18 protein-coding genes are annotated in these 15,011 nt (G+C 68.8%); 12 read left to right on the top strand and 6 right to left on the bottom strand.

The window, feature by feature from the left end:
• Positions 1-491 (bottom strand): ATP-binding cassette domain-containing protein (locus ACT4N8_RS16190; protein ID WP_444859141.1); only part of this gene is annotated, 491 nt, incomplete at its 3' end.
• A gap of 83 nt (positions 492-574) precedes the next feature.
• Between ACT4N8_RS16190 and ACT4N8_RS16195 the strand changes: the two genes are divergently transcribed.
• Complete coding sequence (locus ACT4N8_RS16195; protein ID WP_444859142.1) at positions 575-988, top strand: response regulator transcription factor; 414 nt, start codon at positions 575-577, stop codon at positions 986-988.
• A 94-nt stretch (positions 989-1,082) separates the two neighbouring features.
• Positions 1,083-1,625 carry a DUF4199 domain-containing protein gene (locus tag ACT4N8_RS16200; protein ID WP_444859143.1) on the top strand — a complete coding sequence of 181 codons (543 nt, stop codon included), beginning with the start codon at positions 1,083-1,085 and terminating at the stop codon, positions 1,623-1,625.
• Here ACT4N8_RS16200 and ACT4N8_RS16205 read toward each other — a convergent pair.
• Together ACT4N8_RS16205 and ACT4N8_RS16210 are read right to left on the bottom strand one after the other, a co-directional pair.
• A complete protein-coding gene (locus tag ACT4N8_RS16205) occupies positions 1,622-1,798 on the bottom strand; it encodes a hypothetical protein (protein WP_444859144.1) in 177 nt (58 codons plus the stop codon). The two genes, ACT4N8_RS16200 and ACT4N8_RS16205, sit on opposite strands and share 4 nt — an antisense overlap.
• 50 nt (positions 1,799-1,848) lie before the next feature.
• Entirely contained in the window at positions 1,849-2,460 is a 612-nt protein-coding gene (locus tag ACT4N8_RS16210; protein ID WP_444859145.1) for a hypothetical protein, read from the bottom strand.
• Positions 2,461-2,901: 441 nt separating this feature from the next.
• Here ACT4N8_RS16210 and ACT4N8_RS16215 point away from each other — a divergent pair, with 441 nt between their 5' ends.
• Positions 2,902-3,330 carry a hypothetical protein gene (locus ACT4N8_RS16215; RefSeq protein ID WP_444859146.1) on the top strand — a complete coding sequence of 143 codons (429 nt, stop codon included), beginning with the start codon at positions 2,902-2,904 and terminating at the stop codon, positions 3,328-3,330.
• Between the two features lie 230 nt (positions 3,331-3,560).
• Here ACT4N8_RS16215 and ACT4N8_RS16220 read toward each other — a convergent pair whose 3' ends face one another.
• Positions 3,561-5,177, bottom strand: a complete 1,617-nt coding sequence (locus ACT4N8_RS16220; RefSeq protein ID WP_444859147.1) for an amidohydrolase family protein — start codon at positions 5,175-5,177, stop codon at positions 3,561-3,563.
• A gap of 120 nt (positions 5,178-5,297) precedes the next feature.
• Between ACT4N8_RS16220 and ACT4N8_RS16225 the strand changes: the two genes are divergently transcribed.
• The 9 genes from ACT4N8_RS16225 (at position 5,298) to ACT4N8_RS16265 (ending at position 14,327) form a co-directional block, all read left to right on the top strand.
• Complete coding sequence (locus tag ACT4N8_RS16225) at positions 5,298-5,591, top strand: PepSY domain-containing protein (RefSeq protein ID WP_444859148.1); 294 nt, start codon at positions 5,298-5,300, stop codon at positions 5,589-5,591.
• 106 nt (positions 5,592-5,697) lie between these two features.
• Complete coding sequence (locus tag ACT4N8_RS16230; RefSeq protein ID WP_444859149.1) at positions 5,698-6,363, top strand: response regulator transcription factor; 666 nt, start codon at positions 5,698-5,700, stop codon at positions 6,361-6,363.
• Between the two features lie 56 nt (positions 6,364-6,419).
• Positions 6,420-7,832 carry a sensor histidine kinase gene (locus ACT4N8_RS16235; protein ID WP_444859150.1) on the top strand — a complete coding sequence of 471 codons (1,413 nt, stop codon included), beginning with the start codon at positions 6,420-6,422 and terminating at the stop codon, positions 7,830-7,832.
• A 56-nt stretch (positions 7,833-7,888) separates the two neighbouring features.
• Complete coding sequence (locus tag ACT4N8_RS16240) at positions 7,889-8,902, top strand: polyprenyl synthetase family protein (RefSeq protein ID WP_444859151.1); 1,014 nt, start codon at positions 7,889-7,891, stop codon at positions 8,900-8,902.
• Entirely contained in the window at positions 8,902-9,099 is a 198-nt protein-coding gene (locus ACT4N8_RS16245) for a hypothetical protein (protein WP_444859152.1), read from the top strand. Before ACT4N8_RS16240 ends, ACT4N8_RS16245 begins: the two co-directional genes overlap by 1 nt.
• Positions 9,084-11,507: an ATP-dependent helicase HrpB gene (hrpB, locus tag ACT4N8_RS16250; protein ID WP_444859153.1), complete on the top strand. Its 2,424-nt coding sequence runs from the start codon at positions 9,084-9,086 to the stop codon at positions 11,505-11,507. The genes ACT4N8_RS16245 and hrpB overlap by 16 nt, the downstream gene beginning before the upstream one ends.
• A 162-nt stretch (positions 11,508-11,669) precedes the next feature.
• Positions 11,670-11,948 (top strand): hypothetical protein, encoded by a 279-nt coding sequence (locus tag ACT4N8_RS16255; protein ID WP_444859154.1) that lies wholly within the window; start codon positions 11,670-11,672, stop codon positions 11,946-11,948.
• Between the two features lie 101 nt (positions 11,949-12,049).
• Positions 12,050-13,324, top strand: a complete 1,275-nt coding sequence (locus ACT4N8_RS16260; protein WP_444859155.1) for a hypothetical protein — start codon at positions 12,050-12,052, stop codon at positions 13,322-13,324.
• 1 nt (position 13,325) lies between these two features.
• Entirely contained in the window at positions 13,326-14,327 is a 1,002-nt protein-coding gene (locus tag ACT4N8_RS16265) for a histone deacetylase family protein (RefSeq protein ID WP_444859156.1), read from the top strand.
• Here the strand turns inward: ACT4N8_RS16265 and ACT4N8_RS16270 are convergent.
• Positions 14,324-14,695: a hypothetical protein gene (locus ACT4N8_RS16270; RefSeq protein ID WP_444859157.1), complete on the bottom strand. Its 372-nt coding sequence runs from the start codon at positions 14,693-14,695 to the stop codon at positions 14,324-14,326. The two genes, ACT4N8_RS16265 and ACT4N8_RS16270, sit on opposite strands and share 4 nt — an antisense overlap.
• Before the next feature lie 3 nt (positions 14,696-14,698).
• Positions 14,699-15,011 (bottom strand): electron transfer flavoprotein subunit alpha/FixB family protein (locus ACT4N8_RS16275; RefSeq protein ID WP_444859158.1); only part of this gene is annotated, 313 nt, incomplete at its 5' end.

The following is a 15,011-nucleotide window of genomic DNA, read 5'->3' on the forward strand; positions in this document are numbered from 1 at the left end:
CCGGTATAGCGGCCGAGCCAGTCCTCGAGCCACTCGATCCCGGCGAGATCGAGATGGGTGGGCGGCTCGTCGAGCAGCAGCACGTCCGGCTCGAGCGCCAGCGCCCGCGCGAGCGCCGCCCGGCGGCGCTCGCCGCCCGAGGCGGTCTTCGCTTCGCGGGAAAGGTCGAGCCCGAGCTGGTCGGCCACCGCCTCCACCGCATGCGCGGGCGCGCCGCCGGCTAGGGCGAAATCGCGCAGGGTCGGGAAGTCGGCGATCGCCGGGTCCTGCTCCAGCAGCACCACCTTGGTCCCCGGCTGGATCGTCCGTCGCCCCTCGTCGGTCTCGATCAGATCGGCGAGACACTTCAGCAGCGTCGTCTTGCCCGCCCCATTGCGCCCGATCAGCGCCAGCCGGTCCCGCGCCCCGACATAGAGATCGAGACCGCGGAACAGCCAGCCCGAGCCCTGGATCAGGCCGAGATTTTCGTAAGCAAGGACGGGCGCGGCCATGGCGGCGGCGCTTAGGGAAGAAGCGGCGGCGGCTCAACCGGCGAGGCTTGCCCCGGCCCACCCATTCTTGCCATTCTGCGACGATGTGGCGAACCATTCTTCTCTATGCTCTGCTGCTGGCCCTGGCCGCGGCCGCGCTGGAATGGCTCGAATATCGCTATCTGGTGCGCGGCTTCTCGACCGAAATCTATGTCCTGTTGCTCGCCATCGGCTTCGTCGCGCTCGGCGTCTGGGCGGGCGTGAAGCTGACGCCCGCGCCGCGCGGCGCCCAATTCGTGCGCAACGACGCGGCCGTCCGCTCGCTCGGCATTTCCCCGCGCGAGCTGGAGATCATCGCGGCGCTGGCCTCGGGCGAATCGAACAAGGAGCTGGCGCGCAGGTTCGGAATCTCGCCCAACACGGTGAAGACCCATGTCGCGCGCGTCTACGAGAAGCTCGAGGTCCAGAAGCGCGTCCAGGCGATCGAGAAGGCGCGTTTCCTGGCGCTTATTCCGTAGGCCGGACGGGGGATCGGCGCCCAATCACCCTTTCGGGCGATAGGCCGGGATCGGCTGCCTTGTTAGATGCGAGGCGGCAAAAGGGAGGAACATCATGAGCAGCACGATCCGCTACCCGCTCGTTTACGGCGGCCTTGCCGGCCTCATCATCGTGGGCATGTCGCTGGCCGCCTACGGCACCGGCCTGGTCGGCCACAGCACCTCGCCGCTGTTCGGCTATACCGTCATGCTGCTCGCCCTGACGATGATCTTCGTCGGGGTGAAGCGCTATCGCGACATCGAGATGGGCGGCGTGATAAAATTCGGGCGAGCGCTGGCGGTGGCGCTCGGAATCGGCCTGGTCGCGGCGATCATCTATGCGGCCGCGTTCGAAATCTACATGGCCGTGACCGGCTTTGATTTCGTCGCCTGGTTCAGCGAGGTCAGGCAACAGGAACTGGTCGCGAGCGGCGCGAGCCAGGCTGCGATCCAGGCGGAAATGGCCGAAATCCGCGCCTTCGGCGAGACCTACAAGAATCCCTTCGTCCGGATTCCCTTCCACTTCCTGGAGATCGGCCCGGTCTGCATCGTCATCGCCCTGATCGCGGCAGCGCTGCTGCGCAATCCTAAGCTGCTGCCGGCGCGGCAGGCGGGCTAGGGCGCCGGCTCCCGCGCCCGCGCCTCCTCGGCCATCCGCGCGACGTTGGCGAGCAGAGCGGGGACGTCGTAGACGATGCCATCCTTGATCGTCCATCTGACGCCGCCGCCGCGCTCGACGCGCTGGGTTTCGGAGTGGCCGAAATTCTCATAAGCAAGGACGGGCGCGGCCATGGCGGCCAGATAGGGGCGCTTTTCGCGGACGTCACCCCGTGCTCAGCCGCTCATTCGTCCAGATTGCCATATTCGTAGCCGTGCGCGAAGGCGGGGCCGCTATAGGGCGGCAGGCCGAGCAAGCCGTTCAGCTCGCGCGAGCCGTGATAGCAGAATTCCTCGACCTCGGAGAAAAAGGGCGAGGTCCAATAATGCTTCCCCTCATCGTCCCTGGCGCCGCGCTTGCGGCAGTCCGCGCGATAATCCTTCCACTGCTTCTTCCAGACCTTGGCGCCCTCCTTGGTCGAATGCAGCAGCTCGTGGAGCGCGATCAGGCCGAGGCCGCCCGGATGGGCGTTCCACCCGTTCACCGTGTCGTAGCGGATGTGCGAGGTCGTCGAGCCGTAGTCGAACGAGCCGCCATAGCCGGGCGGATATTGCCGGTCGGTGACGATGAAGGCGATCCTCGACCAGAGCGCCTGGATATCCTTGATCCGGATCCGGACGTCCGGGATGTGGCGGGGATTGGCCGACCGAATGGTGACGAAGGCCTTGCGATCAAGGCCCTGAACGGTCGGACTGATCTTCGTCACGAAATCCTGAAGCGCGGTGGCCGCCGTCTTGAGCTCCTGGTCGCGCTGGGCGTCGAACGGCAAAGTCGTCTCGGAGCGAACGGAAGCCATATTTCGTCTCCACTTTGACGCAGGCGAAATTCTCCCATTCGCGACTTGCGGTCAACCGGAGAAGCGCGTCCGCCACAGCGCGGGCGAATATGGCCGTGGCGAAATCCACACCAACACCATCGAAGGCTATTTCAGATGGACGCTGGCGAACTAAACCCCACCGAGGCGGAGGCGGCTATGCTCTTCGATTGCAACCAGATGACCTTTCATAAACTGCTGATACCAGACCAAGCTATTCTTCGAGAGTGGGCGCGACACGCATAAAGCCCCGAGGGGCGCGGGCGAGGGCGCCATAGGCCACTCCATCGACCCTGAAGCGAACGCCAAACCGCTTGGCCAGGGCCGCTAGAATCCTGAGTCTCATACATTCTCTCCTAGGTGGGTAAGGAAAGTATAATAACGCCATTTCCTACAGCGTACCTGTTATGTTCTAATAGCGGGATGATTCGCGAGCCCCGCCCCGGCGCCGGCGAAACTGCGCCATTCGCCCCGGACTTCGATCCGGTTTCCCTCCACCACCGCCGCGACGGCTGGACGCCCGAGCGGCAGCGCGAATTCATCCGTTGGCTCGCCAACGGGCTTCGCCCCGGCCGCGCAGCGGAGCGGGTCGGGATGAGCCGCAAATCCGCTTATGCCCTGCGCTCCCGGCCGGGCGGCGAGGGCTTCGCCGCCGCCTGGGACTCGGCGATCGCCGCCGCCCGCCGCCGCTCCGCCGAGGCGCGCGGCCCGGGCGAGTGGGCCCGCGCGATCGAAGGCGTGCCCTATCCGATCCGCTATCGCGGCCGCATCGCCGCCTGGGACCGGCGCTTCGACGACCGCGCTTTGCTCCGGCTGCTCGGCCGCGCCTGCCGGCTCCTCGAAAAGCGATGACTCGGAGCAGAGGACTATTTTCCCCCATGGATGCCGGAACTTTGTCACCTTCCGCCCCGCCGCCCCGGCCCCTTCCCGCGCGGAATGGTCCTCGCTCCAAGAGACCCGAACCTTTGAACTTTCCGAACCTTCCGCGCCCGATTCCGGCCGCGTTGGGCGGGGGTCGGCGGCGCGCATGGCGGCTGTCAAATATGTCAACTTATCGGGCGGCGACGGGCCGCGCCCGCCGCTTATGGACGCGCGCCCTCCCGCGCCCGGGCCTCTTCGACCATCCGCGCGACGCTCGCGAGCAAGGCGGGGGCGTCGTAGACGATGCCGTCCTTGATCGTCCATCTGACTCCGCCGACCCGCTCGACCCGCTGGGTCTCGGGATTCAGCCGCATATGGCCGGTGCCGTAGAGCAGCTTCAGATTCTCCAGCGGGTTGCCGGGCACGATGACGAGATCGGCGAGCATCCCTGCGCGGACGATGCCGAAGGGCGGCTCCTGCCCCGTGGGCTCGAAAATCTCGCGCGCGCCGTTGATCGTCGCCGCCTGGATCACCTCGAGCGGCGAGAAGCCCGCTTCCTGCAGCATCTCCAGCTCCTGGATATAGGAGAAGCCCCAGGTCTGGTAGATATAGCCGGGGTCGGAGCCGACCGTGACCCGCCCGCCCATATTCTTATATTCGTTCACCAGCCGCATCCACGGCGCGTAGAAGCGTCGCCAGGCGATCTCGTCGGCGGTCGTCCAGTCCCAGAAATAGGAGCCGTGATGGGTGCGGCTCGGCTGGAAGAAGCGCTGCAGCGAGGGCAGGGTGTAGCGCTCGTGCCAGTCGGCGTTGCGCGCCCGCATCACGTCGCGGCCGGCCGAATAGATGTTGAAGGTCGGCGACATGAAGACCCGGCGCTCGAGCAGATTTTCGAGATAAGCCCGCCATTCCGGGCTGCCGGGCTCGACGATCTGGTCGGCGAGGCGGGCGACCTGGCTGAACCGCCATTGCTCGTCGAACATATTGTAATCGTTTGGATAATTGGGCAGCCGCCGGCCGGCGAGCACGGATTCGAAATGGCCGTAGAAATGGGTGATGCCGTGCAGGCCCATCTCCGCGGCGCGGGCGCCGTTGGTCTCGGCGACGCCGCCCTGGCCGAGATGGGCGACCGTGCCGAGGCCGCGCGCGCGCGCCTCCTCGATCGCCGCTTGGGTGATCGCGGGGGGATCGTTGAAGAACTTGATCCCGTCATAGCCCTGCTCGGCCGCCCAGCGGACGAAGGCGCGGGCCCGTTCGGGCGTGTTGACCGCGCCGACCGTCCAGGTGTCGCCGAGAACGACATAGGCGTAGAGCCGCGGCGCGACGATCGTGTTGTCGCGGCTGCGCTGGCGGTCCGACAGCGACATATTGTCGCTGCCTCCGTAGAGGCCGACGCCGCGCACGGTGGTGACCCCGTGCGCCAGCCACAGCCGATAGCCGTAGGTCGCGTTGGGCGCCTTGTCCGGATCGCCATTATGGCCGTGCGTGTCGACGAAGCCGGGCAGGACGAACATGCCCGTCGCGTCGATCTCGCGGTCGGCGTCGCGCGGCGCGCGATCGCTCGCGATCGGCAGGCCGGGCGTGCCGGCGGCGCGGATGCTTTCGATGCGGTTGCCGGCGACAACGATGTCGACGGGGCCGCGCGGCGGCGCGCCGGTGCCGTCGACCAGCGTCGCGCCGCGAATGACGAGGCGGCGATAGGGACCCTCGCCCTCGCCGGGCTGGCGATCGGCGACGCGTTCCATCCGTGCGCCGTTCTCCTGCGCCCGGCTCGCCGGCTGGATCGCCAGCGCGGCGGCCAGCGCGGCCGCCCAGGCCAGTGTCCGCAATGCCCGCATCCGCGCTCCCCCTCGGGAAAAACCGTTAAGCCAAGCCTACAGCGGCATTCATGGCCTATTCAATGCCATCTGCTATGACCCCTTGCGATCCTTCACGAAATATCGGGTTTTGAAAAGTTCATGCGTTTTTTGATTCTGTTTCTTGTCGCGGGCCTCGTCGCCCTGACGCCCGCCGACGCCCAGCGTCGCATCGGCGCCACGCGCGGCGGCGAGCAGGACGAGGCCTATCGCGCCACCTCTCAGGGGGAGATTCTCCCGCTGCAGCAGATTCGCGCGCGCATCAGCGTGCCCGGCGGCCAGCTGATCGGGGTCGAGTTCGACGGCCGCATCTACCGGCTCAAGTTCATGCGCGGCACCGAAGTGATCTGGATCGACGTCGACGCGCGCACCGGGCGGGTCGTCGGACGGCATTAGCGTAACCGTGGCGCTCGCGTAACGGCGCTGCTATTCCCTTGCCAACGGAACATATTGGCGGCCGCGCCGATTGGCGACGGACGACCGTGAGGCGAAGGGAAAGACGATGCGGGTCCTGATTGTCGAGGACGAGCCCAATCTGGGCCGGCAGCTGCGCGCGACGCTGGAAGGCGCGGGCTACGCGATCGATCTCGCCACCGACGGCGAGGATGGCCATTATCTCGGCTCCACCGAAACCTATGACGCGATCATCCTCGATCTCGGCCTGCCCGAGGTGGACGGGCTGACCGTGCTCGACCGCTGGCGCAAGGAAGGGATCAAGGTCCCCGTTCTCGTCCTCACCGCGCGCGACAGCTGGTCGGACAAGGTCGCCGGGCTCGACGCCGGCGCCGACGACTACCTCGCCAAGCCCTTCCAGACCGAGGAGCTGATCGCCCGCCTGCGCGCGCTGATCCGCCGCGCCTCGGGCAACGCCAGCTCCGAGCTCACCGCCGGCGATGTCCGTCTCGACACCCGCTCGGGCAAGGTCACGCTCAACGGCGAGCCGGTCAAGCTGACCGCGCAGGAGTACAAGCTTCTCTCCTACCTGATGCACCACAAGGGCAAGGTGGTCAGCCGCACCGAGCTGATCGAGCATATCTACGACCAGGATTTCGACCGCGATTCGAACACGATCGAGGTCTTCGTCACCCGCATCCGCAAGAAGCTCGGCCCCGACGTGATCACCACCATCCGCGGCCTCGGCTACAGCCTCGAAGAGCCGGGCAGCTGAGCCGGTTCATCGCGAGCTAAGGCGGATATGGTCCTAGCTGGCGCCGTGAGGACCGGATGAAGCTTCCCAGCCTCGGATTGCGCCGCTTCTGGGTGAGAAGCGCGACCCGGCAGCGTTCGGGCTCGCTCACCCGGCGCATGATCGGCATCGCGGCGCTGTGGATCGGCCTGCTCCTCGGCCTCGGCGGCTACACGCTCGACCGAGTTCTCACCAACGCCATCACGAGCAATTTCGACGCCCAGCTCGATTATGTGCTGACCGCGATGATCGGCACCGCCGAGATCGGCCCGGAAGGCGAGGTATTGTTCACCCGCGCCCCCGCCGACCAGCGCTTTCTCGAGCCTTATTCGGGCCTCTACTACCAGGTCAGCGGCGAGGACTTCGATCCCTTCCCGTCGCGCTCGCTCTGGGACCGGCGGCTCGAGGTGCGCGAGGCGCATAACGACAGCGATGCCCATTATTACGACAGCGACGAATTCCCGATGGAGCGTCTGCGCGTGATCGAGCGCGACGCGCGGCTGCCCGGCTCGCCGGTGCGCTGGCGCTTTCAGGTGGCGCAGAATCGCGACATCCTCGACGAGCAGATCGGCGTGCTTCGCCGGACGCTGGTGCGCTCCTTCGGCATCCTTGCGCTCGGCCTGCTCGTGCTCGCCGCGCTGCAGGCGATTTACGGCCTCTGGCCGCTGCGCCGCGTGCGCCGCGCGATCGCCGCCATCCGGACCGGCCAGAAATCCCGAATCGACGAAAAGCTGCCGCGCGAGATCGAGCCGCTGACCGAGGAATTGAACGACCTGCTCGCGCACAATGAGACGCAGGCCGAGGAGGCGCGGCGCCACGCCGGCAATCTCGCCCATGCGCTGAAAACGCCGCTCACCGTGGTCAACAACGCCGCGACCGCGCAGAGCCCCGACCTCGCCGATACGGTGATCCGCGAGGCGCGCACGATGCGCCGCCAGGTCGACCACCATCTCGCCCGCGCCCGCGCCATCGGCCGCCGCTCGAGTAGTCTCGCGCGCAGCCCGGTCTGGCCCAGCCTTGAATCGGTCGAGCGCGCGGTCAGCCGCCTCTACGAGAATGTCACCATCGACATTGCCGGGCATAAGCAGGCGACGGTGAAGGTCGAGCGGCAGGATCTGGACGAGATGCTCGGCAACCTGATCGAGAATGCCGCGAAATACGGCCATGGCCGCGTCTTCGTGACCGTGAAGACCACGCCGGAATGCGTCGAAATCGAGGTGGAGGACGACGGCGCGGGGATCCCGGAGGCGGAGCGCCTCTCGATCTTCGATCGCGGCGCCCGGCTCGACACCGGCAAGCCGGGCACGGGCCTCGGCCTCGCCATCGTCCGCGATGTCGCGCAGATTTACGGCGGCTCGATCCACCTCGAGGAAAGCGAGGATCTGGGCGGCCTGCTGGCGCGGCTGAAGCTTCCGATCGGCGAGGTCACGGCCTTGAACCTGCCGGGGTAGGAGCGGCGGCCCGGGTCTTGCCTTTGGGCGCCTCCCAGCGCAGACCGCGCGCCAGCATGACCGCCACCGTCCACCCGATCGGCTCCGCCCGCGCCGCCTCGCTCGAGCCGATGATCCAGCTCGCCGCGGCGGACCTCAATCATGTCAACGCGGTGATCCTCGAGCGGATGCAGAGCGAGGTCGCGCTGATCCCCGAGCTCGCCGGTCATCTCATCGCCGGCGGGGGCAAGCGGATGCGGCCGATGCTGACGCTCGCCTGCGCCGCTTTGCTCGACTATCAGGGCGCGAGGCACCACAAGCTGGCCGCCGCGGTCGAGTTCATCCACACCGCGACGCTGCTCCACGACGATGTCGTCGACAGCTCGGGCCTCCGGCGCGGGCGGCGCACCGCCAACATCATCTGGGGCAATCCGGCGAGCGTGCTGGTCGGCGACTTCTTGTTCAGTCGCGCCTTCGAGCTGATGGTCGAGGACGGCAGCCTGAAGGTGCTGCGCATCCTCTCGCGCGCGTCGAGCGTGATCGCCGAGGGCGAGGTCAGCCAATTGAGCGCCCAGCGCCGGATCGAAACCAGCGAGGACCATTATCTCGAGATCATCTCGGCCAAGACCGCGGCCCTGTTCGCCGCCGCCTGCCGGATCGCCGCGGTGGTCGCCGAGCGCGACGAGAGCGTCGAGGAGGCCCTCGACGCTTATGGCCGCAATCTCGGCGTTGCCTTCCAGCTGGTCGACGACGCGATCGACTATTCCTCGGACGCCGCGACGATGGGCAAGGGCGTCGGCGACGATTTCCGCGACGGCAAGGCGACCCTGCCCGTCATCCTCGCTTACGCCCGCGGCGGCGAGGCCGACCGCGCCTTCTGGCGCGACGCCATCGCGGGTGGCGGCGCCGAACCGGCCGATCTGGGCCGCGCGACGATTCTGCTGCGCGAGACCGGCGCGCTCGCCGACACGCTCGAGCGCGCCCGCCTCTTCGGCCGCCGCGCGATCGACGCGTTGGGAGCCTTCCCCGCCGGGCGGGCGAAGGCCGCTCTGGTCGAGGCGGTCGAGTTCGCGATCCAGCGCGCTTACTGATGAAGCGCGTTCCGCCCCGGCCGCCGCTGAAAAGCGGGCTCGACACGGTCGGACCGTTCCACCCTTATCTGGTTTATGCGGCGGTGCTGCTGCTCGACCTCGCGGGGCTGGCGCTCGGCATCTTCCTGCTCATCTGGGTCGGCGACCTTGCCGAAGACCTGATCTGGCCCGGTGGGACCGAATGGGTGGACTTCTGAGCCTGCCCATCGAGCAGGTGCTGCCTCAGCTTCTGCAGGCGCTTGCCAAGGGACGAAACGCGGTGCTGGTCGCGCCGCCGGGGGCGGGGAAGACGACGGCGGTGGCGCCGACACTGCTCGACCAGCCCTGGTGCACGGGCGAAATCCTGCTCCTGTCGCCGCGCCGCCTCGCCGCGCGCGCCGCGGCGGAGCGGATGGCGGAGCTGGCGGGCGAGCCGGTGGGACGGATGATCGGCTATGCGACGCGGCTCGACAGCAAGCGCTCGGCGGCGACGCGGATCGTCGTGCTGACCGAAGGCATTTTCCTGAGGCGCATCCAGGCCGATCCCGAGCTGGCGGGCGTATCGGCGGTGCTGTTCGACGAGGTGCACGAGCGCAGCCTCGACAGCGATTTCGGACTCGCCCTCGCGCTCGACGCGCAGGCTGCGCTGCGCCCGGACCTGCGGCTGATCGCGATGTCGGCGACGCTCGACGGCGCGCGCTTCTCGGCGCTGATGGGCGATGCGTCGGTGATCGAGAGCGCGGGGCGGAGTCACGACATCGAGCTGATCCACCTCGGGCGCGCCACGGAGAAGCGCATCGAGGGCGAGATGGCCGCCGCGATCCGGCGCGCGCTGGCCGAGCGCGAGGGTGGCCTGTTGGCTTTTCTCCCCGGCGTCGCCGAGATCGAGCGCACTGCCGAACGGCTGAGCCTGCCCGCCGATTCCGACCTCCACCTCCTGCATGGGGGTCTCGATCCGGCCGCGCAGCGCGCCGCGATCGCCGCGGCGCCGCCCGGCCGGCGCAAGGTCGTGCTCGCCACCTCGATCGCCGAGACCAGCCTGACCCTGGACGGCGTGCGCATCGTCGTCGACTCGGGCCTCGCCCGGCGCCGCCGCTACGACCGTGCCGTGGGGCTGACCCGGCTCGTCACCGAGCGCGCCAGCCAGGCGGCGGTGACGCAGCGTGCCGGGCGGGCAGGACGGCAGGGGCCGGGCAGCGTCTACCGGCTGTGGGCGGAAGCGGCGACGCAGAGCCTGCCGCGCTTCGACCCGCCGGAAATACTGGAGGCGGACCTCTCCGCACTGCTGCTCGATTGCGCGATCTGGGGCGTTGCCGACCCGCGCGCTCTCAACTGGCTCGATCCGCCCTCGGCAGCGGCGATCGAGGAAGCGGGCAAGCGGTTGCGCGCGCTGGGGGCGCTCGACGAGAGCGGGCGTCCGACCGCGCATGGCCGCGCGATCGCCCAGCTGCCGCTGCCGCCGCGCCTTGCCCATATGCTGATCGAGGCGGCGGCGCGCGGTTGCGCCGGAACGGCGGCCGAGGTCGCGGTGCTGCTTTCCGAACGGGGGCTGGGCGGCAACGAGGCGGATATGGAGCTTCGGCTCAGACGCTGGCGCGGCGACAAGGGCCGTCGCGCCGAAGCCGCGCGCGGGCTCGCCCGGCGCTGGCGCGGGCTCGTGGGCGACGGCGGCACCGGGGACGTCGGCGCTTGTGTCGCGCTCGCTTTTCCGGATCGCGTGGCGAAGCGCCGGGACTCATCGGGCGCGGACTGGATCAGCGTCGGCGGACGGGGCTTCCGGCTCGATCCCACGGCGCCTCTCGCGCGCGAGGCCTGGCTCGCCGTCGCTGAGGTCGGGGGCGCGGCGGCGGGCGCACGCATCCTTTCCGCAGCCGCGATCGACCAAGGGACGGTGGAGAGCCTGTTCGCGGAACGAATTGGCGAAGGCAGCGAGGTGATTTTCGATCCCGCGACCGGAAGCGTGCGAGCCGAGCGCGCCCGGCGGCTCGGCGCGATCCGGCTCTCTGGGGGGCAGGACAGCAAGGCCGATCCCGCCGAGATCGAGGCGGCGCTGCTCCAAGGCGTGCGCACACATGGCCTCGGCCTGCTTCCGTGGCGCGAGGAGACGCGGGCATTGCGCGAGCGCGCGGCCTTCGCCCGGCGCATCGAACCTTCCATTCCCGATCTATCGGACGAGGCGCTGATGGCGACGCTCGACGACTGGCTGCCGCCCTTGCTCCACGCCAGGCGGCGGCTCGCCGATGTCGCGATGGAGCTGCCGCTCGGCTGGGCGGAGCGGCGGGCGATCGACCGGCTTGCGCCGAGCCATTTCGAGACGCCGGCGGGCAGCCGTCACGCGATCGACTATGCGGCCGAGGCGGGGCCGACCGTCACGGTGCGCGTCCAGGCTGTGTTCGGGCTCGACCGCCATCCGCAGGCGGGCGGCGTGCCCCTCGTGCTCGCGCTCACCTCGCCGGCCGGGCGGCCGATCCAGACGACGCGCGATCTGCCCGGCTTCTGGCGCGGCAGCTGGGCCGAGGTCGCGCGCGAGATGCGCGGCCGCTATCCTAGGCATCCCTGGCCCGACGATCCCGCCACTGCCGATCCCACCTTGCGCGCCAAGAAGGCCGCCACGCGCGGCCGCTGACGTCTGGGGCGATACACGGCGCGCAAGCGCGATCAGCTTAAACGCAACGCCGATCAGCCAATTCGCAAAGCCGATCAGCGCCTTGGCCGTCCTAGCCCGCTAATACAGCGGACGAGCCGGGAGCCCCCGCCCGGCCGACATCGGGCTCAGGAGCATGAAGAGATGACCTTTACCACCATGCGCAATCTCGCCGCCGCAACCCTCGCCGGCGCCTTGCTGGCGGGCCTTGCCGCGCCGGCCAGCGCCGGCCGCTACGCCGCCGCCGACACCGCCAAGGCCAACCGGCCCGCCCAGCGGCCGGCGCCGCGCGCCACCGCGCCGGACCCGAATCGCGAAATCTGTCTCGTCACCCGGCTCACCGGCTCGCGCCTCCAGCGCCGGATCTGCAAGACCGCGGAGGAATGGGAGGCCGCGGGCGGACTTCCGACTGACGAAGACTGAGCCGCGCGCGCCCCTCGCGCCGTCGTCGTCGCTCGTGCATTAGCGCTCGATTTTGAGCGCCGCAGGGCTAGAGACGAAGCAGGCGCGAGGAGGTGACGGCGATGAAGTGGCTGACGATATTGCTTTCGGCGCTGTTGCTCGCCGCGCAGGCACCCGCACCCTCCCCTGACCCTCTCGACGCCATCGCGCGCGACTATGTCCGCCTCCAGCTCGAGATCGATGCGCGCGACGAGGGCTATGTCGATGCCTATTACGGCCCCGCCGAATGGCGCGAGGCGGCGCGCGCAAATCCCCGCGAGCTGCCGGCGCTCGCCGAGGCGGTCTCGGCGCTTCAGGGCCGGCTCGCCGCGGTCACCGTCCCGGAAGGCTCGATGGAGGCGCGCCGCATCGCCTTCCTCAATGCCCAGCTAACCGCCGCCGCGACGCGGCTTCGTACGGTGCGGGGCGAGCGGCTGAGCTTCGCCGAGGAGGCGCAGGGCCTTTACGGCGTCACCCCGGAGCTGCGCCCGCTCTCCGACTACGATCCCCTGCTCGCGCGGGTCGAGGCGCTGGTGCCGGGCGAAGGTCCGCTGCCCGAGCGGATCGAGGCGTTCACGGCCCGCTTCACCATTCCCGCCGACCGGCTCGACGCGGTGATGCGCGCCGCCATCGCCGAATGCCGGCGGCGGACCGTGGCGCACATTCCGATGCCCGAGGGCGAGGCGTTCACGCTCGAGTTCGTCACCAACCAGCCCTGGTCGGGCTATAATTGGTACCAGGGCAATTATCGCAGCCTCATCCAGATCAACACCGACCAGCCGGTGCGGCTCGGCCGCGCGGTCGATCTCGGCTGCCACGAAGGCTATCCGGGCCACCACGCCTATAACGCCCTGCTCGAGCGCGAGCTGGCGCGGGGGCGCGGCTGGATCGAATATATGGTCTACCCGCTTTACTCGCCGCAGAGCTTCATCGCCGAGGGCTCGGCCAATTACGGGATCGAGCTGGCCTTTCCGGGCGAGGAAAGGCTGCGCTTCGAGACGGAGACGCTCTATCCGCTCGCCGGCCTTTCAACCGAGGGCGCGGCCGAATATCTCGCGCTGCAGGAGGCGCTGGAGGAATTGTCCGGCGCGCGCTTCACGATCGCCCGCGACCTGCTGGAGGGGCGGATTAGCGAGGACGAGGCGGTGGCGCTCGCCCGCCGCTACCAGCTGATGACCGAGAGCCGCGCCCGCCAGTCGATCGCCTTCACCCGCCGCTATCGTTCCTATGTGATCAATTACGGGCTCGGCGAGGATTGGGTGCGCAGCTACGTCGAGTCGATGCCCAACCGGCATTGGGAGACAATGCGGGAGATCCTCTCAGGGCCGACCCTGCCCGGCGATCTCGTCATTCCCTGACATGCGCTGCTTCTGGGATAAGCGGCAGCTCGCCCACGCGCCCGCGCTGGAGCTGCACAATGGCGGCTTCGTGCCCTTCGCGGAGAGCCCGGAGCGGGCGGAGGCGGTGCTCGCCGGGATCGGCGCGACCGAAGCGGCTTTCGACCATGGCGAGGCGCCGCTCCGCGCCATCCATTCGGAAGCTTATCTCGCCTTGCTCTGGTCGGCGCACAAGGATTGGCGCGCGGCGGGGCGCGAGGGCGACGCCGGCGCCTATGCCTGGCCGGTGGTGCGGCGGCGGCCGCTGGACCTGGAGCGGATCGACGCGCGGCTGGGCCAGCACAGCTTCGACGCCTCCAGCCCGATCGCCGAGGGAACCTGGGAGGGCGCCTATTGGAGCGCGCAGACGGCGCTGACCGCGCTCGGCGCGGTGCTCGGCGGCGACAAGGTGGCCTTCGCGCTCTGCCGCCCGCCCGGCCATCACGCGGGGGCCGACTATCTCGGCGGTTATTGCTACCTCAACAACGCCGCGATCGCCGCAGAGGCCGCGGTCGCGGCGGGCAGGCGGGTCGCGATCCTCGATATCGACTATCATCACGGCAACGGCACACAGGACATCTTCTACGCGCGCGGCGACGTACTGTTCGTCTCGATCCACGCCGATCCGGTGATGGACTATCCCTATTTCTGGGGCCATGCCGACGAGACCGGCGAGGGGGCGGGCAAAGGCGCGACGCTGAACCTCCCGCTGCCACGCGGCGCCGATCTCGCCGCCTATCTCCCGGCTCTCAACACCGCGCTGGAGCGCATCGCCGCCTTCGCGCCGGAGCTGCTCGTGGTCAGCTACGGCGCCGACACCTATGCGGGCGATCCGATCTCCCATTTCAAACTTGAAACATCGGACTATCGAGTGCTCGGCGAGCGCATCGCCGGCCTCGGCCTGCCGAGCGTCATCGTGATGGAAGGCGGTTACGCCGTGGACGCGCTCGGCGCCAATATCGCGGGCTTTCTCGAAGGCTTCTAGGCGCTCAGCCGACCGTCCTGCTGGAAGCGGGCGACGCCGGCTTCGATCAGCGCTTCCAGTTCGGCGAGCAGCGCCGGATCCGCATCCTTGAAGTTGAAGCAGGACTTGCCCTGCATGCGTTTGCGCAGCGCGGGATCGATGCCATCGAGCAGATCGGGATACGCGTAGACCGGGATCAGGTGGGCCGAGACGTAATTCTTCCTAATCTCGACGCCGCCGAGCCAGGTCCGATAGCCGTCCTTCGCGCGCACCTCGTGGGTGCCGAGAGTGTAGCGGCGGGGCTCGTCGTGGAGGACGACGCCCTTGGCGGCGTGGCGCGCGAACAGAGGCCGGATCGCTTCGAACGCCCCGGCCAAGTCCGCGGCCATCGCCTAGAGCTTCTCGGTCAGCTCGGGGACGATCTTGAACAGGTCGCCGACCAGGCCGACGTCGGCGACCTGGAAGATCGGGGCGTCCTCGTCCTTGTTGATCGCGACGATGACCTTCGAATCCTTCATCCCGGCGAGGTGCTGGATCGCGCCGGAAATGCCGATCGCGATATAGACTTCGGGGGCGACGATCTTGCCGGTCTGGCCGACCTGATAATCGTTGGGGGCGTAGCCCGCGTCGACCGCGGCGCGGCTGGCGCCGACGCCGGCCTTGAGCTTGTCCGCGAGCGGATCAAGCAGCGCGTGGAACTGCTCC

Origin of the sequence: Sphingosinicella sp. (assembly GCF_052387495.1) — a bacterium.
Lineage (GTDB): Bacteria > Pseudomonadota > Alphaproteobacteria > Sphingomonadales > Sphingomonadaceae > Allosphingosinicella.